Source organism: Achromobacter sp. UBA4530 (genome assembly GCF_002388205.1).
Lineage (GTDB): Bacteria > Pseudomonadota > Gammaproteobacteria > Burkholderiales > Burkholderiaceae_B > Achromobacter > Achromobacter animicus.
This window is the reverse complement of record NZ_DGMA01000031.1, coordinates 300,167-322,594: the sequence shown is the minus strand read 5'-3', so window position 1 is coordinate 322,594 and position 22,428 is coordinate 300,167. Positions and strand designations below refer to the sequence as shown.

At 67.4% G+C, this 22,428-nt stretch carries 19 protein-coding genes; 7 read left to right on the top strand and 12 right to left on the bottom strand.

All coding sequences use genetic code 11. From position 1 onward, the window contains the following. The 3 genes from B2W22_RS22585 to B2W22_RS22575 form a co-directional block, all read right to left on the bottom strand. The coding region (locus B2W22_RS22585; RefSeq protein WP_286939655.1) for an acyltransferase at window positions 1-951 on the bottom strand (951 nt) is incomplete at its 3' end. 193 nt (window positions 952-1,144) lie between these two features. Next, the gene (locus tag B2W22_RS22580; RefSeq protein ID WP_286939610.1) at window positions 1,145-3,040 is read right to left on the bottom strand and encodes an LTA synthase family protein; all 1,896 of its coding nucleotides are present in this window, start codon (window positions 3,038-3,040) and stop codon (window positions 1,145-1,147) included. 204 nt (window positions 3,041-3,244) lie between these two features. Beyond that, window positions 3,245-3,973, bottom strand: a complete 729-nt coding sequence (locus B2W22_RS22575) for a FadR/GntR family transcriptional regulator (protein ID WP_175122529.1) — start codon at window positions 3,971-3,973, stop codon at window positions 3,245-3,247. 150 nt (window positions 3,974-4,123) lie between these two features. Here B2W22_RS22575 and B2W22_RS22570 point away from each other — a divergent pair, with 150 nt between their 5' ends. The 5 genes from B2W22_RS22570 to B2W22_RS22550 all read left to right on the top strand — a co-directional run bounded on the left by B2W22_RS22570 (window position 4,124) and on the right by B2W22_RS22550 (window position 8,763). Further along, window positions 4,124-4,942 (top strand): NAD-dependent epimerase/dehydratase family protein, encoded by an 819-nt coding sequence (locus B2W22_RS22570; protein ID WP_254594915.1) that lies wholly within the window; start codon window positions 4,124-4,126, stop codon window positions 4,940-4,942. Between the two features lie 8 nt (window positions 4,943-4,950). Then, a complete protein-coding gene (locus B2W22_RS22565; protein WP_175122527.1) occupies window positions 4,951-5,829 on the top strand; it encodes an SMP-30/gluconolactonase/LRE family protein in 879 nt (292 codons plus the stop codon). Window positions 5,830-5,940: 111 nt separating this feature from the next. Continuing rightward, window positions 5,941-6,918, top strand: a complete 978-nt coding sequence (locus B2W22_RS22560) for a TRAP transporter substrate-binding protein (RefSeq protein ID WP_175122526.1) — start codon at window positions 5,941-5,943, stop codon at window positions 6,916-6,918. Window positions 6,919-6,925: 7 nt separating this feature from the next. Beyond that, entirely contained in the window at window positions 6,926-7,489 is a 564-nt protein-coding gene (locus B2W22_RS22555) for a TRAP transporter small permease (protein WP_175122525.1), read from the top strand. Next, window positions 7,480-8,763 (top strand): TRAP transporter large permease, encoded by a 1,284-nt coding sequence (locus B2W22_RS22550; protein WP_175122524.1) that lies wholly within the window; start codon window positions 7,480-7,482, stop codon window positions 8,761-8,763. The genes B2W22_RS22555 and B2W22_RS22550 overlap by 10 nt, the downstream gene beginning before the upstream one ends. On the opposite strand, the gene B2W22_RS22545 is transcribed toward B2W22_RS22550, so the two are convergent. The 5 genes from B2W22_RS22545 to B2W22_RS22525 all read right to left on the bottom strand — a co-directional run bounded on the left by B2W22_RS22545 (window position 8,756) and on the right by B2W22_RS22525 (window position 13,823). Next, on the bottom strand, window positions 8,756-9,517 hold the full coding sequence (locus tag B2W22_RS22545) for a phosphatase PAP2 family protein (RefSeq protein ID WP_255595167.1): 762 nt from the start codon (window positions 9,515-9,517) through the stop codon (window positions 8,756-8,758). The two genes, B2W22_RS22550 and B2W22_RS22545, sit on opposite strands and share 8 nt — an antisense overlap. Before the next feature lie 62 nt (window positions 9,518-9,579). Continuing rightward, window positions 9,580-10,923, bottom strand: coding sequence for a sensor histidine kinase (locus tag B2W22_RS22540; RefSeq protein WP_218342893.1), 1,344 nt, complete (start codon window positions 10,921-10,923; stop codon window positions 9,580-9,582). Then, the gene (locus B2W22_RS22535) at window positions 10,920-11,633 is read right to left on the bottom strand and encodes a response regulator transcription factor (RefSeq protein ID WP_286939609.1); all 714 of its coding nucleotides are present in this window, start codon (window positions 11,631-11,633) and stop codon (window positions 10,920-10,922) included. Before B2W22_RS22535 ends, B2W22_RS22540 begins: the two co-directional genes overlap by 4 nt. 20 nt (window positions 11,634-11,653) lie before the next feature. Further along, complete coding sequence (locus tag B2W22_RS22530; protein ID WP_286939608.1) at window positions 11,654-13,069, bottom strand: FAD-binding oxidoreductase; 1,416 nt, start codon at window positions 13,067-13,069, stop codon at window positions 11,654-11,656. Window positions 13,070-13,190: 121 nt separating this feature from the next. Then, entirely contained in the window at window positions 13,191-13,823 is a 633-nt protein-coding gene (locus B2W22_RS22525; protein ID WP_175122520.1) for a BPTD_3102 family carboxylase-like protein, read from the bottom strand. A gap of 316 nt (window positions 13,824-14,139) precedes the next feature. Here B2W22_RS22525 and B2W22_RS22520 point away from each other — a divergent pair, with 316 nt between their 5' ends. After that, entirely contained in the window at window positions 14,140-15,531 is a 1,392-nt protein-coding gene (locus B2W22_RS22520; RefSeq protein ID WP_175137792.1) for a phosphomannomutase/phosphoglucomutase, read from the top strand. Between the two features lie 7 nt (window positions 15,532-15,538). Beyond that, complete coding sequence (pgi, locus tag B2W22_RS22515) at window positions 15,539-17,086, top strand: glucose-6-phosphate isomerase (protein ID WP_286939607.1); 1,548 nt, start codon at window positions 15,539-15,541, stop codon at window positions 17,084-17,086. Here the strand turns inward: pgi and B2W22_RS22510 are convergent. Genes B2W22_RS22510 through asnB form a run of 4 tightly spaced genes read right to left on the bottom strand, consistent with a single transcriptional unit; the run spans window position 17,076 to window position 22,410 of the window. Next, window positions 17,076-18,209 carry a glycosyltransferase family 4 protein gene (locus B2W22_RS22510; RefSeq protein WP_286939606.1) on the bottom strand — a complete coding sequence of 378 codons (1,134 nt, stop codon included), beginning with the start codon at window positions 18,207-18,209 and terminating at the stop codon, window positions 17,076-17,078. The genes pgi and B2W22_RS22510 overlap by 11 nt on opposite strands. Beyond that, the gene (locus B2W22_RS22505) at window positions 18,206-19,363 is read right to left on the bottom strand and encodes a glycosyltransferase family 4 protein (protein WP_286939605.1); all 1,158 of its coding nucleotides are present in this window, start codon (window positions 19,361-19,363) and stop codon (window positions 18,206-18,208) included. Before B2W22_RS22505 ends, B2W22_RS22510 begins: the two co-directional genes overlap by 4 nt. Next, window positions 19,360-20,475 carry a glycosyltransferase family 4 protein gene (locus B2W22_RS22500; RefSeq protein WP_175137796.1) on the bottom strand — a complete coding sequence of 372 codons (1,116 nt, stop codon included), beginning with the start codon at window positions 20,473-20,475 and terminating at the stop codon, window positions 19,360-19,362. Before B2W22_RS22500 ends, B2W22_RS22505 begins: the two co-directional genes overlap by 4 nt. A gap of 3 nt (window positions 20,476-20,478) precedes the next feature. Next, window positions 20,479-22,410, bottom strand: a complete 1,932-nt coding sequence (gene asnB, locus B2W22_RS22495; RefSeq protein WP_175137797.1) for an asparagine synthase (glutamine-hydrolyzing) — start codon at window positions 22,408-22,410, stop codon at window positions 20,479-20,481. Window positions 22,411-22,428: the final 18 nt, after the last annotated feature.

The following is a 22,428-nucleotide window of genomic DNA, read 5'->3' as shown; positions in this document are numbered from 1 at the left end:
GACGGGCGATCCCGCGGCAGGCGCCCCCGCATCTGACGCCCCCGCACCCGGTGCCCCCGGGCGCGCCACCAGCGCCTCGATCTCGTCGTCCTTGGCCTGCCACTGCTGCCCAAGCCACTGGTGGAACGTGGTGCGAAACGCCTTGTCGCGCGAGTAATCGGCTTCGCAGAACGCCGGCGGCACCGGCAATTGCCGCATGCGCACCAGCACTTGTCCTGCGCGTCCGCAGGCGAAATCCCAGAAGCTCGGCGCGCCATCCGGATAGGCGATGGTGACGTCGATCATCGACCGGAACTGCGCCCCCATCGCATTCAACGACACCGCCAGACCGCCGGCCTTGGGCTTGAGCAGATGGCGGTATGGCGAGTTCTGCGCCGCGCGCTTGGCTTGGCTGAAACGCGTGCCTTCGGCAAACAGCATCACGCTGGTGGGTACCAGCGAAAACTTGGCGCAGGCGCGCCGCGCGGCCTCCTGGTCCTGGCGCCCCAGGTCGGGGTTCTTGCGCAGCGCCGCCTTGCCGTGCCGTTTCATGAAGGGAAAGTCCAGCGCCCACCACGCCAGACCGATGACCGGCACGTAGATGAGCTGCTGTTTGAGGAAGAACTTGAGCAGCGGAATGCGCCGGTTCAGCGAGTACTGCAGCACGAAGATGTCGACCCACGACTGATGGTTGCAGTTGACCAGATACCAGTCGGCATAGCGCAGGTCCTTGTTGCCCTGGATGTCCCAGGCCTGCGGCTGGATGCGTACGAACCAGCTGGAATTGCACGCCACCCACGCGGTGGCGATGCTATTCAGAATGGGATCGATGAGGCGCCTGACTGCGGCAAAAGGCAACGCCAGCTTCAGCAGCGAGACCGGAAACAGCAGCAGGCACCAGAACAGCGTGTTGGCGGCCAGCCAGACCGAGCTGATGACCCCGGTGATCCAGGCAAAACGGCCACGCGGCACGGGGATCGCCATACGGGGACGCTGGCGCTGCGCGGCGTGTTGGACACTGGAGAGCGCCGGAGATGCGGGGCGGGAGGCTCCCGAGGACGTGTTGGGCGTTGTCATGGGCGCCAGTGTGCTATTGGCCCGCGGAATGCGGATTGAGCAGGATCAAGGCAGGCGGCCGGGGTGGCCGCCTTGGTCGTCATATGCGTCACGGCAGCCGGTACTTCTCTTCGCGATACGCCCAGCTTGCCCACAACGCGTGCGCCAACGCCTCCTGCGTCAGCGCGGGATCCGCCGGCTCGACCGGCGCATACGTCTCGTCCTGTCCCACCGGCGCGGCCTCGTAACGGAACTGGCGCGGCGCCTTGGAAGGCTCCAGCACCAGCAGTTGATCGCCTTTCAGATAACCGAAGTTGTCCGCGTATTGCATCATCGCGCGGTTCGGATCGCGCTGCGTCAGATCGGCGCCCAGCATGGGGTTCACATTATCCAGGCCGATCAAGGACAGCAGCGTCGGCGCCATGTCGATCTGGCTGACCAGCCGATCGTCCTGCCGCGGCGCGATGCCCGCGCCGAGGATCAGCGCTGGAATCTGGAAATGCCGTACCGGCACGGGAATGGAGCCGTAAACGCGCGAATCGTGGTCGGCGATGACCAGGAAGACCGTGTTGTCCCAATACGGCGCCTTGCGCGCCTTGTCGAAGAACTGGCCCAGCGCCCAGTCCGCATAGCGCACCGTGTTATCCACCGTGGCCGGATCGCCCACGGGCTGGATGCGCCCGGGCGGATATTCCCACGGCGAATGGTTGGTCACCGAGAACGCCAGCGTGAACACCGGCTTGTCGCCGTCCGCGCGCAGCAGGCGGTCGACCTGATTGAACATGTCTTCATCGGAGGCGCCCCACGATCCCTCGAACACGGGGTCGACGAACTTGGGCCGGTCCACGATCTCGTCAAAGCCGTTGCCCAGGAAGAAGGCGCGCATGTTGTCGAAGTGGGACTCGCCGCCATACACGAAGCGCGAGTGATAGCCGTGCTTGCCCAGCAACTGCGCCAGTGTGAAAAAGCCCGTCTGCGAACGCGGCAGCTTGACCACGGCATCGGCCACGCTGGGCAAAAAGCCCGCGGTGACGGCTTCGATGCCGCGCACCGAACGCGTGCCGGTGGCGTAGGCGCGGTGGAACATCCAGCCTTCCTTGCCCAGCCGGTCGATGTTCGGCGTGAGGTCGCGGCCTCCCAGGCTGCCGACGTATTGCGCGCCCAGGCTTTCCTGCAGGATGATCACCACGTTCAGCGGCTTGTCGCGCCGCACGGTTGCCTTCTGCTCATGCAGGCTGGGCAGCGTCGGATCTAGTGGCGCGCCGGTCATGCCGGCCTTCTCGCGCACGATGGCGTTCATCTCGTCCACGGCCATCTTGGGATACATCGCGGCCGACGAGCGTTCGTCGCGCATGCGATAGGCCGCGTCGAACACGCTGTACAGCGAATTGAGCGCCAGCGCGTTCACCATGGCGTCCGAGCTGAAGGCCACCTTGGCGGGATTGATGGGGCGATGCTCGAGCGTGCCGCGCGCGCCCAGGAACACCAGCGCCAGGATCACAAAGGATGCGACAGGCCGCTTCCACCATCCCATGAACGGATCGCGCGTGCGCGTCGGGAACAGCTTGACCGCAAGCCAGGCCGCCAGGACCAGCACCACGAAGGCGGCCAGCAGCACGCCCTTGTAGCCCTGCCACAGCATTGAGCCCACTTCCTTCGGATTGAGCAGGTAGATGAAGTAGAGGCGATTGGGACGGGTGTCGTATTCCGCGATGAATTGCGGGGTGGACACTTCCAGCAGCACGTACAGCATCCACCACACGCGGAACCACCACGCGGTAATGCGCGCGGCAAGCGGACGGTGGCCGAACCACGGCGAAAACACCGCCGGCAGCGCGATCACCATCGACAGCAGGCACACGTCGATGCGCAGTCCGCCAAAGAGGAGCGGCCCGAGGCCCCCGGCCGCTTCGACGCGGTCCCACATCCAGAAGGCCAACCCCAGCCGCGACAGTGTCAGCAGCACCAGGATGGCGATGATGAATCGAAGTGTCAGACGACGCATGCCGCACCCCTCCGAACAACGGGACATGCCTGTCCCAACGAAGAATGCGTATTGCCTGATGTGCCGCGCAGAACCATGCCGTTTCGAGAACCAAAAAAATAACCGCGCCAAGAGTAACGCGGTTTCGGGCTTATCGACGGCGGCGCGAGGCGGTTCAAACGTTGTACGACATCACACGTGAACCAATCGCCTTCAATACGATGGCTATTGCGCGCGCCGCAGGCGTTCGCGGCTGTTGCTCAGGTGCGTGCGCATGGCGGCGCGGGCGGCCTCGGGGTCCTGGCGCGTGATCGCGCTGTAGATGTCTTCGTGTTCGAGATTCACGCGCGCTAGATAGGCGGCGCGGTCTTCGAGGGCGAACTTGGCGGAGTTGATGCGGGTGCGGGGAATGATGGCCGAACCCAGGTGCGCCATGAGGTCCGCGAAGTAACGGTTGTCGGTGGATTGGGCCACCAGCAGATGGAATTGAAAGTCCGGCGTGATGGTGTCACCGCCCGCATCCAGCGCCTGTTTGAAGGCATCCAGCGCGCGACGCATCGCCTGCAACTGTTCGTCGCTGCGGCGGATGGCGGCCAGGCCCGCGGCCTCGCTTTCCAGGCAGATGCGCAGTTCCAGCAGCACCAGCACGTCGCGCACGGTGGCGATGTCGGCCGGGTCGACGCGGAAGTCGCCGCCGCCGCTGGGCTCAAGCGCATAGGTGCCCACGCCGTGATGCGTTTCGACCAGACCCGAGGCCTGCAGACGCGACAGCGCCTCGCGCACGACGGTGCGGCTTACACCGAACTGACGCATGATGGCGGATTCGGTGGGGAGCTTGTCGCCCGGGCGGATTTCACCGCTGCGGATGCGTTCGGAAATGTTTTCAACCAGGCCTTGCGCCAGGTTGCGGGGACGACGCTGCGGCAAAACAGGGGTATCGGCGGGAGCGTTCATCAGGGATTATCCGGAAGCGGTTGCGCAGCGCTTGACGCTGAAAAATGGCGTTCATTATACTTTGCGACAGTTGTACGATAACGTACCAGACAAGTCCACTCCACCGCGCCATTCACAGAGCGTTGCGTCATGAGCCGAGCTGTCAACAACATGCCTGAATCCCTTCGGTGTCATCGTTTGTTATTGACCGGCGCCGCCGGCAACCTGGGCCTGGTACTGCGTCCCCGATTGAAAGCTCATGCGGACATCCTGCGCGTCTCCGACGTGGCGGCGATGGCCCCCGCACAAGACGGCGAAGAGGTCGTGCAATGCAATCTCGCCGACGCGTCCGCCGTGTCGGAACTGGTGCGCGGCACGGACGCCATCGTGCATCTGGGCGGCGTGTCAGTCGAGCGCCCCTTCGAAGAAATCCTGCCGGCCAATATCCAGGGCGTCTACAACGTCTACGAGGCGGCCCGCCTGCACGGCGTGCGGCGCGTGGTGTTTGCCAGCTCCAACCACGTCATCGGCTTTTATGAACAGGGACAGACCCTGGACGCCGACGTGCCGCTGCGACCCGACGGCTATTACGGCCTGAGCAAGGCCTACGGCGAAAACCTGTCGCGCTTCTACTTCGACCGATATGGCATCCAGACCGTCTGCCTGCGCATCGGCTCGTCGTTTCCCGAACCCAGGGACCGGCGCATGCTGGTCACCTGGCTCAGCCACGACGACCTGACCGATCTGGTTGTCCGATCCCTTTTCACTCCCGACGTCGGCCACCTCATCGTGTATGGTGCGTCGGCCAATCGCGACAGCTGGTGGGACAACAGCGGCGCGGCCGTGCTTGGTTTTGCGCCCAAGGACTCTTCCGAGCGCTTCCGCGCGCAGGTCGAGGCGCAGCCCCCGCTGGCCGCGGACGATCCCGCGGCGCGCTACCAGGGCGGCGCCTTCGTCAAGGCCGGCCCCTTCCCCTTCCCGAACGCCTGAAGCCTTTCATGTCCATCACCGCCGAACGTCTTGGAACCTTGTTGTGCGGCGTCGGAGAAAGCCCTATCTGGCGGCGCGCGGACAAGGCGTTCTACTGGACCGACATCCCCGGCAAGACGCTGTGGCGCTGGACGCCCGAGACCGGCGCATTCGCGCACTGGGCGTTGCCGCAGATGGCGGGCTGCATGGCGATGCGCGGCGACGGGTGGCTGCTGGCCATGGAAGACGGCCTCTATGCCTGCGACGCCCTGCGCGAGGGCGAGGCTTGCCTGCCCCGGCAACTTGCCGCCGTGGCCCACAACGCGCCCGGCATGCGGTTCAACGATGGCCGCTGCGACCGGCAGGGCCGGTTCCTGGCCGGCACCATGGTGATGGACATGGGCCTCGCCTGGCCCGCCGGCGCACTGTACCGCCACGATGCGCGCGGCACGTCCGTGCTGCTCGACGACCTGATCGTGCCCAACGGCCTGGCTTTCAGTCCCGATGGCCGGACAATGTACCTGTCCGATTCGCACCCATCGCGCGCGACCGTCTGGGCGTTTGACTACGACACCGATGCCGGCATGCCGTCCCACCGCCGCGTCTTCATCCCCGCCCTGCCCGCCGGCCGCCCGGACGGCGCCGCCGTGGACGCGGCGGGCTGCTACTGGATCTGCGGCAACGACGCCGGCAAGGTGTACCGCTACACCCCCGACGGCCGTCTGGACCGCACCCTGGACGTGCCTGCCGCGAAGGTCGCCATGTGCGCCTTCGGCGGCGCCGGTATGGACACCCTTTTCGTCACGTCGATCCGTCCCGCGAACGCCGCTCCCGGCGCGCTGGATGGCGCGGTATTCGCCCTGCACCCCGGCGTGCAGGGCCTGGAGGAAACCGCCAGCGCCGGTTAGCACCCGACGGGCGGCTTCGCGCGCGCCCACCCCGAGCAGGCAGTGCATATCAAAGAGCTTCGGGGCCATCACGGCCCTCAACGAAACGCCGTACCCCATCCGGAGGTAGACATGCTGCACCCTCACCTGAGCCGCGCCGTTCTGGCCGCGGCCGCCTTGCTGACGCTGATTCCCGCCACCCACGCCGCCGAGCTGCGCTCCGCGGACATCCATCCCGACGATTACCCCACTGTGCAGGCCGTGCGCCACTTCGGCGAACTGGTCAAGCAACGGACCAACGGCCGCATCACCGTGAAGGTGTTTTCCGGCGGCGCGCTCGGCAACGAAGATGATTCGATCGAGCAGGTGAAGCTGGGCGCGCTGGCCATGTCCCGCGTCTCCAGCGCGGCGATGCACAACATCTGCCAGACCACGCGCGTGCCGTCGCTGCCGTTCCTGTTCCGCTCCAAAGAGCATCTGCACAAGGTGCTGGACAGCGAGATCGGCGACCAGATCCTGCGCTCGTGCGAGGCTGCGGGCTTCGTCGGACTGGCGTGGTACGACAGCGGATCGCGTTCCATGTATACGACCAAGAAGCCGATCAAGACGCTGGCCGACGCCAAGGGCCTGAAAATCCGCGTGCAGCAGTCGGACCTGTCCGTCGCGATGGTGGAAGCGATGGGCGGCAACGCCACGCCGATGCCGATGGGCGAGGTCTACACGTCGCTCAAGACAGGACTGGTGGATGCGGCCGAGAACAACTTTCCCAGCTACGAGAGCGCGCATCACTACGAGGTCGCAAAGTTCTATTCGCTGACCGAGCACACGATGACGCCCGAGATCCTGATCTTCTCCAAGCGCCAGTGGGACAAGCTGCCGCCGGACGACCAGAAGATCCTGCGCGAGGCCGCGCGCGAATCGGTGCCGTACATGCGCAAGCTGTGGGACGAACGCGAGCAGAAGTCGCGCGCCGTGGTCGAGAAGGCCGGTTCGCAGATCTCGCAGGTCGATAAACCCTCGTTCCAGGGTGCGATGAAGCCGGTGTACGAACGCTTTGTCACCACCCCTGAAATGAAGGATCTGGTCGCCAAGATCCAGGCCGTGCAGTGAGGACATCATGTTGGCCACACCCACGAATGAACCAGATGTCGCCGCGGGGGGCCGGGAAGAAGCCCTGGCTGCCCCGCTGGATGCCTACTCCCGCGCCTGCGCCCGGCTGGCGCGAATCTGCATGTGGACCAGCGTCTTCGGGCTGATCTGCCTGATCGTCGCTGTCTCGCTGCAGATCTTCGGCCGCCACGTCCTGAACAGCACGCCGACCTGGGCAGAAAGCCTGGCCCTTTTGCTGGTGCTGTACGTCACCATGCTGGGCGCCGCGGTCGGCGTGCGCGACGCCGGCCATATCGGCTTCGAGTCGCTGCTGGACGCCCTGCCCGCCGCCGGGCAGCGGCGGCTGCGCATCTTCATCCATCTGCTCGTGCTGCTGTTCGGCGTGCTGATGGCCTGGAATTGCGGCGTGCTGGCCGAGTCCGTCGCGGCCTACAAGATTCCGAACCTGGGCATCTCCAACGCCTGGAAGTACGTTCCTGCAACCCTGTCGGGCACCTTGATCGCGCTCTTTTCCATCGAGCACATCATCGCGATCCTGCGCAACCAGAAGGTGGTCCCGGCATGGCGCTGACACTGCTTTCCTTCACCTTCATGGGGTTCCTCGTGATCGGCGTGCCGGTGGCCTTTGCCATCGGGCTGTCGTCCATCACGGCCATCATGTACGAGGACCTGCCGCTCGCGGTGGCCTTCCAGCAGATGACCTCGGGCATGAACGCGTTTTCGTTCCTGGCCATCCCCTTCTTCATCTTCACCGGTGAACTGATGCTGTACGGCGGCATCGCCGACCGCATCGTGAACTTTGCCAAATCGCTGGTGGGCCATGTGCGGGGCGGCCTGGGCATGTCCAACGTGGTGGCCTGCACGCTGTTCGGCGGGGTGTCGGGATCGCCCGTGGCGGACGTGTCGGCGATGGGGTCCGTGATGATCCCGATGATGAAGCGCGAGGGCTATCACGCTGACTACGCGGTGAACGTCACAACCCACGCGGCGCTGGTGGGCGCGCTGATGCCGACCAGCCACAACATCATCATCTACACGCTGGCCGCGGGCGGCAAGGTGTCCATCGCGGCGCTGATCGCGGCAGGCGTGGTGCCCGCCCTGATCCTGACCGTGTGCAACCTGGCCGCTGCGTATTTCGTGGCGCGCAGCCGCGGCTATCCGGCAGGCACCTTTCCGGGCTGGCACATCGTGTTCCGCTCGCTGGTCGCCGCGGCGCCGGGGTTGTTCGTGGTGGTGCTGATCATTACCGGCATCCTGAGCGGCGTCTTCACCGCGACGGAATCCGCGGCGGTGGCGGTGCTGTATGCCCTGGCGCTGACGATCTTCGTCTACCGCTCGCTGACCTGGGACCAGTTCGTGCGCGCCGCCAGCAAGGCCGTGAAGACCACGGGCGTGGTGCTGCTGCTGATCGGCATTTCGGCAACGTTCGGCTACCTGATCAGCTTCTATGGCGTGGCCGAAAAGACCGGGCAGCTGATGGCGTCCATCTCGACGGAGCCGTGGGCCATCTTCCTGATGGTCAACATCATCCTGTTCGTGCTGGGAACGTTCCTGGACATGGCCGCCACCATCCTGATCTGCACGCCGATCTTCCTGCCGATCTGCATGCAGTACGGCATGGGGCCGGTGCAGTTCGGCATGGTGCTGCTGCTGAACTGCGCGCTGGGGCTGAACACGCCGCCGGTGGGCACCACGCAGTTTGTGGGGTGCGCCATCGGCGGGGTATCCGTGGGGACGGTCATGCGCACCATCTGGCCGTTCTACGGCGCGCTGCTGGCCGCGCTGGCGCTGGTGACCTATGTGCCGGCGTTCTCGCTATGGTTGCCGGGCGTGCTGCTCAACTGACGCGGTGCTGGCGGGGCGGGCATCCGGGCGCCCGCCCCGCGATCAGCGGATAGAAGAACACCGCCGCCAGCAGCCACATCAGGGCGGCGGACCAAAGCGTCTGGCTGAGAAAATGCGCGCCCTGCAGAATGCGCACCGCCGAAAACGCCACGCCGGCCGCCACGCCGATCGCCAGTCCGCTCCAGCGCCACGCCGGGCGGCCCAACGCCCACCCCGCGAAGTAAAGGGTCAGCAAGGCGTAGCCCGCGCCGGCATGGCCGCTGGGCAACGCGCCGCCGGCGCGCGCCTTTGCCCAGGTCCACCAGTGCACCGGATAAGGCGTATAGCCGCCCAACGTCTCCAGATCGTAGGGGCGCGGCAGCATGGTGTGATGCTTGAGTTGCGTAATGAGCAGTTGCCCCGTCAGGCACGTGATCGCGACGGCACAGGCCACCCCGCGCCAGCGCCGCCACGCCGCGATGCGGTAGCTGCCCGCTGCAACGCCCGCCGCGGCCAGACCCACGCTGATCGGCAGCGCCAGCACCATCCGGTGGCCCAGCAATTCAAGCCACCGGCTGCCATGCAGCGGAAAGTCGTCCAGCAGCGGATCGAACAGCGCGCGCGCGATGCGCATGTCCAGTCCCGACGCCTGTGACCACCAGGCCATACAGGCCAGCAACAGCGTCACGCCCGCGACGTGGGTCAGCAGATAGCGGGTTCTTGTCGGCGCATGCAGCGCCGGCACCAGGGGGGACTGCAGCAATGGGGACGGCATGGAGACGAAGTTCCGGACGTTTCGGGCCAGCGCACTTTACGGTCCCGCCAGTCGAAAATTCGTCAAATTTTCGCCGTCGGGCCGCCCCGCTCGTCGGGCTCGAAACGCAGCAGGAAGCGCGTGCCACGCGCCGGGCCTTCTGCTTGCGAGGATTCGACGCTGAGCGACCAGCCCTGCATGTCGCAGACGCGCTTGGCGATCGCCAGGCCCAGCCCGCGCGCCGTCTCGTCGCCGCCCGCCACGCCGGAATCGCGCAGGCGGCCGCTGAAATAGCGGCGGAACAGAAAAGGCAGATCGCTGGCAGCAATGCCCTTGCCGTTGTCGCGCAACGCCAATCCGCCCTCCGCGTCCAGCGCCACGGTCAGCGTGGCCGGTGCGGCGTGTTCGATGGCGTTGCGCACGAGGTTGCGCAGCACGGTCAGCAAGGCGTAGCGGTCCAGCGTCAGCACCTGGCCGGCGGGCAATTGATTGTCAAAGCGCAGGTCGGCCAGACTGGCCTGGGCGGCATGCCCCCGCCACGCGTCTTCCATGCACTCGGCGATGTCCACCGGTTCCGGCGCGCGCAACTCGTCGCGCGCCATTGCCCGCGCGCTTTCCAGACTGACGATGACGTCGTCCACGTTGTCCACCACGCGTGTCAGGCGCTGCTGCTGATCCGGCGTCAATGCCTGCGTCAGGAGCATGAGCTCGCTGTCCGAGCGGATCGCCGCCAGCGGCGTGCGCACCTCGTGGCTGAGGTTGCTGGCGAACTCGCGTTCGCGGGCGATGGACCGGTCCACCTGGTTCTGCACGCGGTTGAAGGCTTCAATGAGACGCCCGGCCTCGTCGTCGCGCGTGACGGCCATGTCAGGCGAGCCCGGCGCCCAGGTCGACAGCCGGTCCGTCAGATCCAGCAACGGTCCGACCGCCACCCCCGCCACACGACGCGCCAACCCATAGGCGAGCACGACGCAGATGGCGCCCACGCCCAGCACGATCAGCCCGAAGTCGTGCACCCGCTCTTCGTTGTCGGTGGCGTCGTACAGCAGGTACACGGTGCCCCGGCCCGTCTCGGCCACCATCACGTGCCAGGTGTAGGCGCCAGGTTCGATCAGGTGCAGTCCGTTTTCCAGCGAAAGCAGTTCCGGCGGCATGCCGGCGGGCGGCTGGCCGTCCACGCTGAGCCACGCCCGCATGGATCCGCCGAGTTCGCGCGCGCCGTGGCGCGGCAGGAACTCGTCGCTGCTGCGCGCATGCTGGACCAGGCGGTCCATCTCGGTGTTCAGGATGTCGTTGACCAGATCGTCTTCCATCTGGTCGAACGTCAGGTAGGCCAGGAGGGCCAGCGCGGTGACGAACAGCGCGACCGTGCCCGTCAGTGCCCAAACCACGCGCTGGGTCAGCGTGCCGGCGGCGGCGCGGCTCATGATGCGGCGGCGGGCAGCGTCAGGCGCCAGCCGGTGCCGTGCACGGTCTCGATGCCGTCAAAACCCGCGTCGGCCAGCGCGCGCCGCAGCAGGTGGACCTGGCTGCGCAGCGCATCGGACGAGGGCGGTTCGTTGCCCCACAGGACCGATTCCAGTTCTTCGCGCGTCACCACGCGGCCCGGGTCGCGCAGCAGCGCCTCGATGATGAGGCCCGCCTTGCGGGTCAGGTGGACCGGCACGCCGCTGACCGACACGACGCGGCTGCGCGCGTCGAACTGAAGCGGGCCGAAGGTGCGCTCCGCATCGACCGTCGACCCTTTGGCGCGCTGGATCAGCGCCAGCAGCCGCGCTTCCACTTCCAGCAGCGCGAACGGCTTGGTGAGATAGTCGTCGGCGCCATGGGAAAAGCCCGCCAGCTTGTCTTCGAGGCTGTCGCGCGCGGTCAGCATCAGCACCGGCACGGCCAGCCGCCGTTCCGTGCGCATGTCATGCAGCACGGCGTTGCCGTCCATGCCGGGCAGGCCGATGTCCAGCAGCACGGCGTCAAAACGCTGTTCCTGCAACCGTTGAAGGGCCGCGGGTCCGCTGTACGCCACATCGGGCAGAAAGCCCCGCGCCTCCAGGAAGCTGTACAGATTGCCGGCGATGACATGGTCGTCTTCGACGATCAGCACCCGGTGGTTCGCGCCCGCTGCGGGAGGGGTTTTCATGGTCTGCGATCCTGGCCGCGTTATGCCTGCAGCACCTTGCCGGGGTTCATGAGACCCTGGGGATCCAGCGCCCGCTTGATCCGGCGCATCAACGCCAGTTCGACGGGATTCTTGTAGCGCGGCAGTTCGTCGCGTTTGAGCTGACCCACACCATGCTCGGCGCTGATGGATCCCTTGTGCGCGTGCACGCTGTCATGCACGACGCCATAGATCTCGCCTTGCAGCGCCAGCAGCTCGGCTTCGGTCTGTCCGGGTGCATGGGCCACGTTGTAGTGCAGGTTGCCGTCGCCCAGGTGGCCGAAGATCACGTGGCGTACGCCCGGAAAGCGCGCCTGCAGCAAGGCGTTGGTCTTGTGCACGAACCCGGCGATCGACGAGATGGGGATCGAGACATCGTGCTTGACCGACTTGCCCAGCTCGGCCTCGGCCAGCGGAATGCTTTCACGCAGATGCCACAGCGCCTTGCTTTGCGACACGTTGGCGGCGATGGCTGCGTCGCTCACCAGGCCGGCTTCGATGGCGTCGCCCAGCACGGCCTCGAAGCGCTCGCGGGCGTGCGTTTCGCTTTCGCTGTCGGACAGTTCCAGCAGCGCGAACCACGGCGAAGCCGCCGACTCGCCTTCAAAAGGCAGGCGCTGCTGCGGAAACAGCCGCACCACGCCTTGCAGGCAGGCGCCGCTCATGAGTTCGAACCCGGTCAGCGAGGCGCCAAATCCGGAACGGGCGCGCGACAGGACCTCGACGGCGTTGTCGATGCTGTCCAGCGTGAGCAGCGCCGTGCAGGACGCCACGGGACGCGGATACAGCTTGAGGGTGGCGGCCGTGATGATGCCCAGGGTGCCTTCGCTGCCGATGTACAGGTCGCGCAGGTCGTAGCCGGTGTTGTCCTTGCGCAGGCCGCGCAGGCCGTCCCAGATCTCGCCTTCGGCGGTCACGACCTCCAGGCCCAGCGTGAGGTCGCGCGTATTGCCATAGCGCAGCACCTGCGTGCCGCCGGCGTTGGTGGCCAGGTTGCCGCCGATGGTGCAGCTGCCTTCGGCCGCCAGGCTCAGCGGGAACAGCCGGTTGGCTGCCGCTGCGGCCTCCTGCACGGCCTGCAGGATGCAGCCGGCCTCGACCGTGATGGTGTCGTTGTCGGTATCCAGTGCGCGCACCGCGGTGAGCCGGGCCGTGGACAGGACGATCGCGGTGCCGGTGTCGTCAGGCGTGGCGCCGCCGCACAGGCCGGTATTGCCGCCTTGCGGCACGACGGGCACGCCGTGCTGCGCGCACAGCTTGATCGCGGCGGCCACGTCCGCCGTGGAACCGGGGCGGATCACCGCCAGGGCCGCGCCGCGATAGCGGCGGCGCCAATCCAGCACATAGGAATCCGCGTCCGCGCCGGTCAGCACGTGGGAATCGCCCAAGAGGGCCTGGAGATCGCTCAGCAGTGTCATGGGTGCCGCACAGAGAGTCGGCCCGGCCGCCAGGGCCGGGCGCTGTTCATCGGATGTGCGGACTATTGTAGGGGCTGGGCGGCGCCCGCCGAAGCCCCCCTGCGGGTGTCTGTTGGACCTGTCAGCCGACCGCCTGGTCCAGCCGGGTGCCCGTCATGCCCGAGCAGAAGGCGCGGGAGGCGATGCGCTCCATCAGGAAGGCGCGGTCCACGCCGGCGGGGCCGGGCAATTCGGACAAGGCGCGGTAGGCGCGGCGCAGGACTTCGCCACGGGTGGCGCCGCAGACCATGAGGTGAGTGCACGGCAGGCGGCGATCGCCGCAACCGTCGATGCGCACTTCCAGCACGTGCGGCGCGATGGGATCGTGTTCGGCAACCGGCATGTCCGGCGTGCGGGCCCGCGCCTGCGCGTCGATGACGCGGAAGACGCCGCTGCGGTCGTCGAGCGAGAAGGACACGGTGCCTGCGGCCTGCCAGCCGCGGTCGCGTGCCACGCTGGCGGCAACCGTGCGCAACGCGCTTTCGATCGATGCCGCCAGATGCGGCGCCGGGCATTCGGCGATGAGGACGCGCGCATCGCGCCAGACGCTGCGCTCCCAGGCGCGGCCAGCGGCCAGATCGCCCGTTGCCGCGGCAAAGACGTGGATATCAAGCCTGCGTTCGCGGCCGGCCGCCGGACCGGCAAAGTCCGTGGGTGGTCCCCGCCTGCTTGTGGCGCCGCCCGATGACATGACTGTGGATACTTTGGCGCCCATGGCCCCTCCTGGTCTTTCTGCTTGCCCGGCAAGCGTATCACCTTCGGATGACGAGCAACTTTTGTGCCATGCGCGCCCGCCCGGCAAGCGGCTTTTTTACCTGCGGACGTGCACCGGAAACAGGCGGCGCCGCCCCATGCTCCGCACCATGGCGGGGCAGGCCGGCACCGGGTAAATGCCCTACTCCGCCCGAAGGATGAAGCCCCCCGCGCCGATGGGGGATAATCCAGCTTTGGCCCTTGCCATAGCGGTTTGGATGTGCGGGTTTACCATTACCCGGCAGCCGCCGCGCTGTCCCCCTCAACAAGGAACCGTCGTGGGCAACAATACACAATTTCCGGCCTCTGTTTTCAAGGCATATGACATTCGCGGCACGGTGCCGGACCTGATCGACGCGGCCTTCGCCCGGTCTCTCGGCGTGGCGCTTGCCGCCCGCGCCCGCGAACAAGGCGTGCAGACGCTCGTGGTTGGCCGCGATGGCCGCCTCAGCAGCGAAATGCTGTCCCTCGCGTTGCAGGAAGGCATGCTCGAAGGCGGCGTGGATACGCTGGACGTCGGCATGGTTCCCACCCCGCTCGTGTACTTCGCGGCCAACATCATGCAAACCGGGTCCGGCGTTGCCATCACCGGCAGCCACAACCCGCCCAAGTACAACGGCTTCAAGATGATGATGGGCGGCCGCGCGCTGTACGGCGACGACGTCCAGCAACTGGCGCAGGCCATGAATGGCGATGCCCCGGCGCCCGCGGCCGAGGCCGGCACGCGCCGCCAGCTCGACCTGGCGCAGACCTACATTGCCCGCGTGGCCTCCGGCGTCAAGCTGGCGCGTCCCATGAAGATCGCCATCGATTGCGGCAACGGCGTGGCCGGCGCCGTCGCGCCGCAGCTGTTCCGCGCGCTGGGCTGCGAGGTCGACGAACTGTTCTGCGAGGTGGATGGCAACTTCCCCAACCACCATCCCGACCCCGCTGAACCCAAAAACCTGCAGGACCTCATCAAGCACGTGGCCGAGACCGATTGCGAACTTGGCCTGGCCTTTGACGGCGACGGCGACCGCCTGGGCGTGGTCACCAAGTCCGGCCAGATCATCTGGCCCGACCGCCAGCTCGTCCTCTTTGCGCGCGACGTGCTCGAGCGCAATCCCGGCGCCACCATCATCTATGACGTCAAGTGCAGCCGCCACGTCGGCCTGTCGGTCGAAGCGGCCGGCGGCAACGCGCTGATGTGGAAGACGGGCCACTCGCTGGTCAAGGCCAAGCTGGCCGAAACCGGCGCGCCGCTGGCCGGCGAAATGAGCGGGCACATCTTCTTCAAGGAACGCTGGTACGGCTTTGACGATGGCCTGTACACCGGCGCACGCCTGCTGGAGATCGTGTCGCGCTTTGCCGACGCCTGCGAGCCGCTGGAAGCCCTGCCGCAGGACGTTTCCACGCCGGAACTGAAGCTCGAAATGGAAGAAGGCCAGCCGTTCACGCTGGTCAAGGCGTTGCAGGACCAAGGCCAGTTCCCCGACGCCAAGCGCGTGATCACGATCGACGGCGTGCGCGCCGAATACGCCGATGGCTTTGGCCTGGCGCGGCCGTCGAACACCACGCCGGTCGTCGTGCTGCGTTTCGAGGCGCAAAGCGAAGCGGCGCTCGCGCGCATCCAGGCCGACTTCCGCCGCGAACTCGGCAAGCTGGCGCCGAACGCCACACTGCCCTTCTGATCCGCTCATGTCGTTAGCCAACAGCCCCGCGTGGCAGCAGTTCATCACCGCAACACGTACGGCATCCCGGGACGGCCAGAAGCTGCGCCTCATCAATGCGCCCGGGCTGCGCCTGGATCTGAGCGCCCAGGCGCAGTCGCCCGACCTGCTGGCGGCCTCGCAGGCGCTGCTGGTGCAGCAGGACTTCGAGGCCAGCCGCGCGCGGCTGTTTGACGGCGGCCAGGCCAACTGGACGGAAGGACGCGCCGCCTGGCACACCGCCCTGCGCGCGGCCGAACCGCCCGCCATGGTGGCCAAGGCGGTGCTGGCCGAGCGCGAACGCATGCGCGAATTCGTGCGGGCGGCCGACGCGGCGGGCCGCTACAGCGGCGTGCTGCATCTGGGGATTGGCGGCAGCGACTGGGGGCCGCGCCTGGTCACCCGTGCCCTGCGCCACGAGGGCGTGCGGCGCGAAGTGCGCTTCGCCTCCAACGTGGATTCGCACTCGGTCGCCGATGCGATGAGCCGCCTGGATCCGCACAACACGCTGGTCATCGTCGCGTCCAAATCGTTCACCACGACCGAGCCGCTGGCCAACGCCGAAGTGGCGATGAACTGGCTGCGCGACGCCGGCGTCGCCGACCCCATCAAGCAGGTCGTCGCGATCACCTGCAATGTCGAGGCGGCACTCAACCTGGGCATCCTGCCCGATCACATCTTCCAGATCTGGGACTGGGTGGGCGGGCGCTATTCGCTGTGGTCCGCCATCGGCCTGCCGGTCGCGCTGGCGCTCGGCAACGACACCTTCGACCAGCTGCTGGCGGGCGCCGCGGCCATGGACGACCATTTCCGCACCGCGCCGCTGGCCGAGAACGCCCCCGTGCAGATGGCGCTGGCCGGCGTGGCCAACCGCAGCGTGCTGGGCTACGACTCGCTGGTCATCACCCCATACGATTCGCGGCTGTATCACATCGTGCCGTGGGCCCAGCAGCTTGAAATGGAATCGCTGGGCAAGGTCGCGACCGCCGACGGCAGCCCCGCTGGCGTGGCGACCGGCCCCGCGGTGTGGGGCATGTCGGGCACCGATTGCCAGCACACGTTCTTCCAATGGCTGCATCAGGACACGACGGGCGCGCCCGTGGATTTCATCCTGTGCGAGCAGCCCGACCATGCCTATGCCCGGCACCACGAGCTGCTGGTCGCCAATTGCCTGGCGCAGCGCTCGGCGCTCCTGCGCGGCAAGACCTTTGAAGAAGCCCTGGCGGAAACCTCCGCCACGGAACGCGACCCGGCGCGTGCGCGCCTGCTGGCGCAGCACCGCGTGCATCCGGGCGGCCGGCCGTCGTCGCTGATCGTGTTGCCGCGCCTCGAAGCCTTCACGCTTGGCGCGCTGCTGGCGCTGTACGAGCACAAGGTGTTCACGCAGGGCGTGATCTGGGGCATCAACCCGTTCGATCAGTGGGGCGTGGAGTTCGGCAAGGTATTGGCCAAGAACATCATGCGCGAGCTGGACGCGCCTCAGCCCAGCCAGCAGGATCCGTCCACGCGGTTCTGGATCGACGCAATCAGGCGCTGAGCGCGTCGTACAGCGCGACGTGGATGCGAGCGACCTGGTTGATATCGAACTCGCGCTCCGCCAGCGCCCTGCCCGCCGTGCCCATCGCCTGACGCAACGCCGCGTCTTGCGCAAGGCGCGCAATGGCCTCAGCCAGCGCCGCCGCGTCGCGCACCGGCACCAGGAGGCCGGTCACGTTGGGTTCGATGGCATCGCGGCAGCCGGGCACGTCGGTCGTCACGACCGCTCGGCCGCAGGCCGCGGCCTCGATCAATGATTTCGGCAGGCCTTCGCGGTAGGACGGCAGCACCGCGATGTGCGCGGCCGCGTACAGCGCCGCCACATCCGAACGCTCGCCCAGCGCCTGCACGCAGCCGTCCTGCTGCCAGGCATCGACGTCGGCCTGCGTGGCGGACGTCGGATTGCCAGCGTCCAGGCCGCCCACCAGTTGCATCGTCACCGGCACGCCGCGTTCACGCAGCAGTTTGGCCGCCTGCACGAACTCCTGCACGCCCTTGTCGCGCAGCAGGCGCGCCACCATCGTGACGACGACGGGCGGCGCGGGCGGCTCCGAGGTGGGCCGATAGGCGTCGAGGTCCACGCCCGCGCCGCGGATGATGACCACCTGGTCCTCGCGCACGGCGCCCAGCGACTTGAGCAGGTCACGGTCGTTGGCGTTCTGGAAGATCACACGGCTGTTCGGATGGCCCAGCGCAACGCGGTACAGGCGCGCCACCACGGCGCGCACCAGCCGCATCTTCAGCGAGTTCGACAGGAACACGAATCCCAATCCGGAGATCGCCGCCACCATGCCGGGCACACGCGCAATGCGCGCGGCGATGCCGCCGTACAGCACGGGCTTGATGGTGACCAGATGCACCACATCGGGACGCAACCGGCGGAACAGGCGCACCAGGGCCAGCAGCGTGCCCAATTCCTGCAGCGGATGCTTGCCGCTGCGCGTCATGGGAATCGCGTGATGGGTCATGCCCAGCGCCTGGATGTCAGCCACCGCCGGACCGTCCATCGTCGCGACGTGGACGTCGTAGCCTGCCTTCTGCGCGGCCAGGGCGACCGGCACGCGGTGCGACATGAAGAACGCCGGATTATTGACGACAAACAGCAGGCAGCGTCCGGCGCTCATGCTTGGACTCCAGAAATACGGCGCCAGACGGCGATGTAGCTTTGCACCATGCGTGCAAGATCAAAGTGTTCCAGGACGCGTGCGCGCCCAGCCTCGCCCGCGCGCTCGCGGCCGCGTGCGGCCACATCGCCCAGCGCGGATTCGATGCCGCGGGCGAGGGCCTCGGCCTGCTCGGGCGGCACCACCACGCCGGTGTCGCCGACGATGTAGGCGGCGTCGCCCACGTCGGTCACCACGCAATACACGCCGCACGCCATGGCTTCGGCCACCACGTTCGGAAAGCCTTCGGCGCAGCTCGACAGCACGTGCACATCCAGGCCGTTCATGACGGCGGGCACGTCGTCGCTGGGACCGTTGAGCACCACGCGGTCGCGCAGGTCCAGCTTGTCGAGCAAGGCGCCCAGCTGCGCGTTGCCTTCGGTCATGTCGCGGCCGATCAGCACGCAGCGCAACCCCGCGTCGCGTCCATCGCGCACCAGCGCGGCCACGGCGCGCAGCAGGTTGGCGTGGTCCTTGAGCGGATCCCAGCGCGCCACGCAGCCGATCACGGGAGCGTCTTCGGACAGTCCCCATGCGGCGCGAACGCGCGAGCGCGCCTGCGGATCCGGCGCGTAGCGCGACAGGTCATAGCCGTTGGCGATCACGACCATGCGGTCGCGGCGGTAGCCTTTTTCGGCGTGGCGCTCGGCCGCGTTCTGCGCCGCGCAGACGATCGCGCGCGGCACGCTGCCCGATAGCATCGCGCACGCGCGCAGCACCAGCCGCGCCGACCGGCTGCTGCGCTCAAGGTGCTCGCCGGAATTGCGGATGCCCCACGCAATGGCGCGAACGCCTGCCAGGCGGGCGGCCAGGCCGCCAATCAGGTCGGCGTGATACATCCAGGTTTGAACGGCATCGGGACGGTTCGTGGCGATCAGGCGGCGCAGAGCCAGGAAGCCGCCCAGGCTGACGCGGCCGCGCTTCATGCCCAGGGCATGCACCGCAACGCCCGCCGCGCGCAGGCGCTCGCCATACAAACCTTCATCGGTCAGCGACACGACCGTGTGTTCGACGCCCGCGTCCGGCCAGGTCGCCAGGCGCGTCAGCACCGATTCGGCGCCGCCCTGGCCCAGCCCCGTGATGACATGCAGGATGCGCAGCGGCCGGGTGCTCATCGCCCCTCCCGCACCGCTTCGAACAGCTCATCCCATTCGGTCAGCACGCTGGACAGCGCATAACGCTGGCGCACGGCGGCTGCAGCGCGCGCGCCCAACTGCTCGCGCAGCGACACATCGCCCATCAGACGATGCAGCGCATCGGTCATCGCGACCCGGTCGCCCGCCGGCACCAGCAGCGCATCCTGGCCGTCTCGCGTCATCTCGCGCGGACCGCTGGGGCAATCGAACGCCACGCAGGGCAAACCCAGCGACATCGCTTCCAGCAATACGTTGGGAAAGCCCTCGACCAGCGAACTGAGCACAAAGGCCTGGCCGCGCGCCAGTTCCTCCCAGGGTGCTTCGGTGCGCCCCGGCAAACTGACGCGCGACTGCAGGCGCAGTCGCGCCACCTGCTGCTGCAGCGCCTCGCGCTCGGGACCTTCGCCCCAGATGCGCAGGTTCCAGTCGGGAAATTCCGGCGCAAGCTGCGCAAAGATGTCGATCAGAAGGTTGAACTGCTTGTCCGGCACCAGCCGCCCCATCGCGATCAGTTCGCGCGGGCCGGCCTCGTGACGCTGCTGCACCAGCGGCGCATCCAGCAGCGGCGCGGGCAGTGGATTCGGGATGACGGCCAGGCGCCGGATGCCGGGCACCTGGCGCGCGAACGGACCGGCGGTGTCTTCGGCCTGCACCGTCACCATGTCGGCGCGCGGGTACAGCACACGGCGCAGCTTGCGCCAGACGGTTCCCGTGGTGGTTTCAGCGACCGGATTGGTGCGCTCGCAGACGATGAGCGGCACGTTCAGGCCGCGCGTGGCCAGAATGGCGGCCACGTTGACGTTGGTCAGGAAGGACACCACCACGTCGGGCCGCGAATCGCGAATGTGCTTGCGCAGGGCCAGCAGCCGCTTGAAGGCCGCCATCCCGCCCGACACCCGGGTGCCGGCCAGATCGGCCAGCCACGACAGCTGGACCTTGTCCGACAGGGGATAAAAGCAGGTGCCCTTGGACGAGTAGGTGGGCGTCAGGATGACGGTGTCGCCGCGCTCTGACCATGCGTTGACCAGGGTCGCCGCGACGCGTTCCGCGCCGCCGGCGTGCATGGAGCTGACCAGCATCAGTATTTTCATTCGTCAACGGTCCTCAATCGGTCCCCCTTGGTCCATTCCCGCGCGGTAGCGGTCCAGCCAGGCCTGCATCATCAGCACGCCCCACAGATGGCTGTCCCAATTGCGATGCCCCGACGTGTGTTCACGCCATTTGCGCAGGATGGGTTCGGGTTCGAACCAGCCCTCCTGACGCAGGCGTGCCGGATCCAGCAACGCATCGGCCCATTCGCGCAACGGACCGCGCAGCCACGCGGCCAGCGGCACGGCGAAACCGCGCTTGGGGCGGTCGACCAGCGCCTGCGGCACGTGGCGATGCAGCACCTGCCGCAGCAGCCACTTGCCGGTGTTGCCGCGCACCTTGTACTGGTGCGGCAGGCTCCAGGCGAATTCATAGACACGGTGGTCGATCAGCGGCACGCGGGTTTCCAGGCTGACGGCCATTGCGGCGCGGTCCACCTTGACCAGGATGTCGTCGGGCAGGTAGGTCACCGTGTCCAGCTTCATCATCGACTCGAAGAACGATCCCTGCATGGCGCGTTCGAACACCGACTGGGGTTCCACGCCGCCCTTCACGACGCTGGCCGGGTCCGGCCAGTACGACACGAACCCGCGGTAGAACTCGCCGCGCGTGTCGGCGCGCAGCAGTTCGCCCAGCTTGCCGACCTTGCCGCGCCATGCGCCGCGGCCGGGCAGATGGGTGGACGCGCTGAGCATCGCGCCGGCCGGCTTGCGCAGCAGCCCGGGCACGCGCTCGAACTGGCGCCACCAGTTGTCCACGCGGAAGTAGCGCGAATAGCCGCCGAACAGTTCGTCGCCGCCGTCGCCCGACAAGGCCACCGTCACGTGCTGGCGCGCCATGCGCGTGACCAGCGACGTGGGGATCTGCGACGAGTCGGCAAAGGGTTCGTCGTACATGTCGGCCAGCGTGGGCACGACCGCCAGCGCGTCGTCCGCGGTGACGTAGAGTTCCGTGTGATCGGTGCCCAGGTGCGTGGCCACGGCCTTGGCGTGCTGCGCCTCGTCGTAGCCCTTCTCGTGAAAACCGATGGCAAACGTGCGCACCGGCTGCGAGCTTTGCGCCTGCATCAGCGCCACGATGGTCGACGAATCGATGCCGCCGGACAGGAACGCGCCCAGGCTGACGTCGGACAGCATCTGGCCGCCCACGGCTTTGGACAGCACCTTTTCCAGCGCGTCGGTGGCTTGTGCATCAGAGTCGAACGAGAGCCGGGCGTTTGACGCCGCATCCGCGGCCTCGCGCGCGGACCAGTACACCCGCGGCTCCGGCATGCGGCGGTTGCGCGCGTCGTCGGCCGAGAATTCGATCCACGTGCCGGGCGGCAGCTTGGCGATGCCTTCGTAGATGGATTGCGGCGCGGGAATGTAGTTGTGCCGCATGAACGACGCCAGCGCGTTGCGGTTCAGGTTGCGCCCAAAGCCCGGAATCGGCATCAGGCCCTTGAGTTCCGACGCAAACACCAGCTCCGAATTGGAATAGCCGTAGTACAGCGGCTTCTCGCCCATGCGATCGCGCGCCAGCACGAGCTTGCGCGAGGCCTTGTCCCACAACGCGATGGCGAACATGCCGACCGAGGCTTGCAGCGTGGCCTCGATGCCCAGCGCGGTAAAGCCGGCAAGGAGCGTCTCGGTGTCCGAATGCCCGCGCCACGCCGGCGCCAGCGCCGATTCCTCGAGCTGCTTGCGGATGTCCAGGTGGTTGTAGACCTCGCCGTTGAACACCATGACGTAGCGGCCGCAGGCGGACGTCATCGGCTGATGGCCCGCTTCGGTCAGGTCCAGGATCGCCAGGCGCACGTGCGCCAGCGCGATTCCCGCGTCGGCGTCTTCCCAGAATCCATTGCTGTCCGGTCCGCGGTGGCGGATGCGGCGGCAGCTATCGGCCAGCACCTGCGCCTTGTTCCCCAGGGGACCCCAAATTCCGACTATTCCACACATGATGTTGTTCTCGTGTTC

Bases quoted from the DNA above. Each gene is read 5' to 3' on its own strand.
- B2W22_RS22580 (WP_286939610.1), bottom strand. From the start codon at position 3,040: ATGCGTCGTCTGACACTTCGATTCATCATCGCCATCCTGGTGCTGCTG.
- B2W22_RS22575 (WP_175122529.1), bottom strand. From the start codon at position 3,973: ATGAACGCTCCCGCCGATACCCCTGTTTTGCCGCAGCGTCGTCCCCGC.
- B2W22_RS22570 (WP_254594915.1), top strand. From the start codon at position 4,124: ATGCCTGAATCCCTTCGGTGTCATCGTTTGTTATTGACCGGCGCCGCC.
- B2W22_RS22565 (WP_175122527.1), top strand. From the start codon at position 4,951: ATGTCCATCACCGCCGAACGTCTTGGAACCTTGTTGTGCGGCGTCGGA.
- B2W22_RS22560 (WP_175122526.1), top strand. From the start codon at position 5,941: ATGCTGCACCCTCACCTGAGCCGCGCCGTTCTGGCCGCGGCCGCCTTG.
- B2W22_RS22555 (WP_175122525.1), top strand. From the start codon at position 6,926: ATGTTGGCCACACCCACGAATGAACCAGATGTCGCCGCGGGGGGCCGG.
- B2W22_RS22550 (WP_175122524.1), top strand. From the start codon at position 7,480: ATGGCGCTGACACTGCTTTCCTTCACCTTCATGGGGTTCCTCGTGATC.
- B2W22_RS22545 (WP_255595167.1), bottom strand. From the start codon at position 9,517: ATGCCGTCCCCATTGCTGCAGTCCCCCCTGGTGCCGGCGCTGCATGCG.
- B2W22_RS22540 (WP_218342893.1), bottom strand. From the start codon at position 10,923: ATGAGCCGCGCCGCCGCCGGCACGCTGACCCAGCGCGTGGTTTGGGCA.
- B2W22_RS22535 (WP_286939609.1), bottom strand. From the start codon at position 11,633: ATGAAAACCCCTCCCGCAGCGGGCGCGAACCACCGGGTGCTGATCGTC.
- B2W22_RS22530 (WP_286939608.1), bottom strand. From the start codon at position 13,069: ATGACACTGCTGAGCGATCTCCAGGCCCTCTTGGGCGATTCCCACGTG.
- B2W22_RS22525 (WP_175122520.1), bottom strand. From the start codon at position 13,823: ATGGGCGCCAAAGTATCCACAGTCATGTCATCGGGCGGCGCCACAAGC.
- pgi (WP_286939607.1), top strand. From the start codon at position 15,539: ATGTCGTTAGCCAACAGCCCCGCGTGGCAGCAGTTCATCACCGCAACA.
- B2W22_RS22510 (WP_286939606.1), bottom strand. From the start codon at position 18,209: ATGAGCGCCGGACGCTGCCTGCTGTTTGTCGTCAATAATCCGGCGTTC.
- B2W22_RS22505 (WP_286939605.1), bottom strand. From the start codon at position 19,363: ATGAGCACCCGGCCGCTGCGCATCCTGCATGTCATCACGGGGCTGGGC.
- B2W22_RS22500 (WP_175137796.1), bottom strand. From the start codon at position 20,475: ATGAAAATACTGATGCTGGTCAGCTCCATGCACGCCGGCGGCGCGGAA.
- asnB (WP_175137797.1), bottom strand. From the start codon at position 22,410: ATGTGTGGAATAGTCGGAATTTGGGGTCCCCTGGGGAACAAGGCGCAG.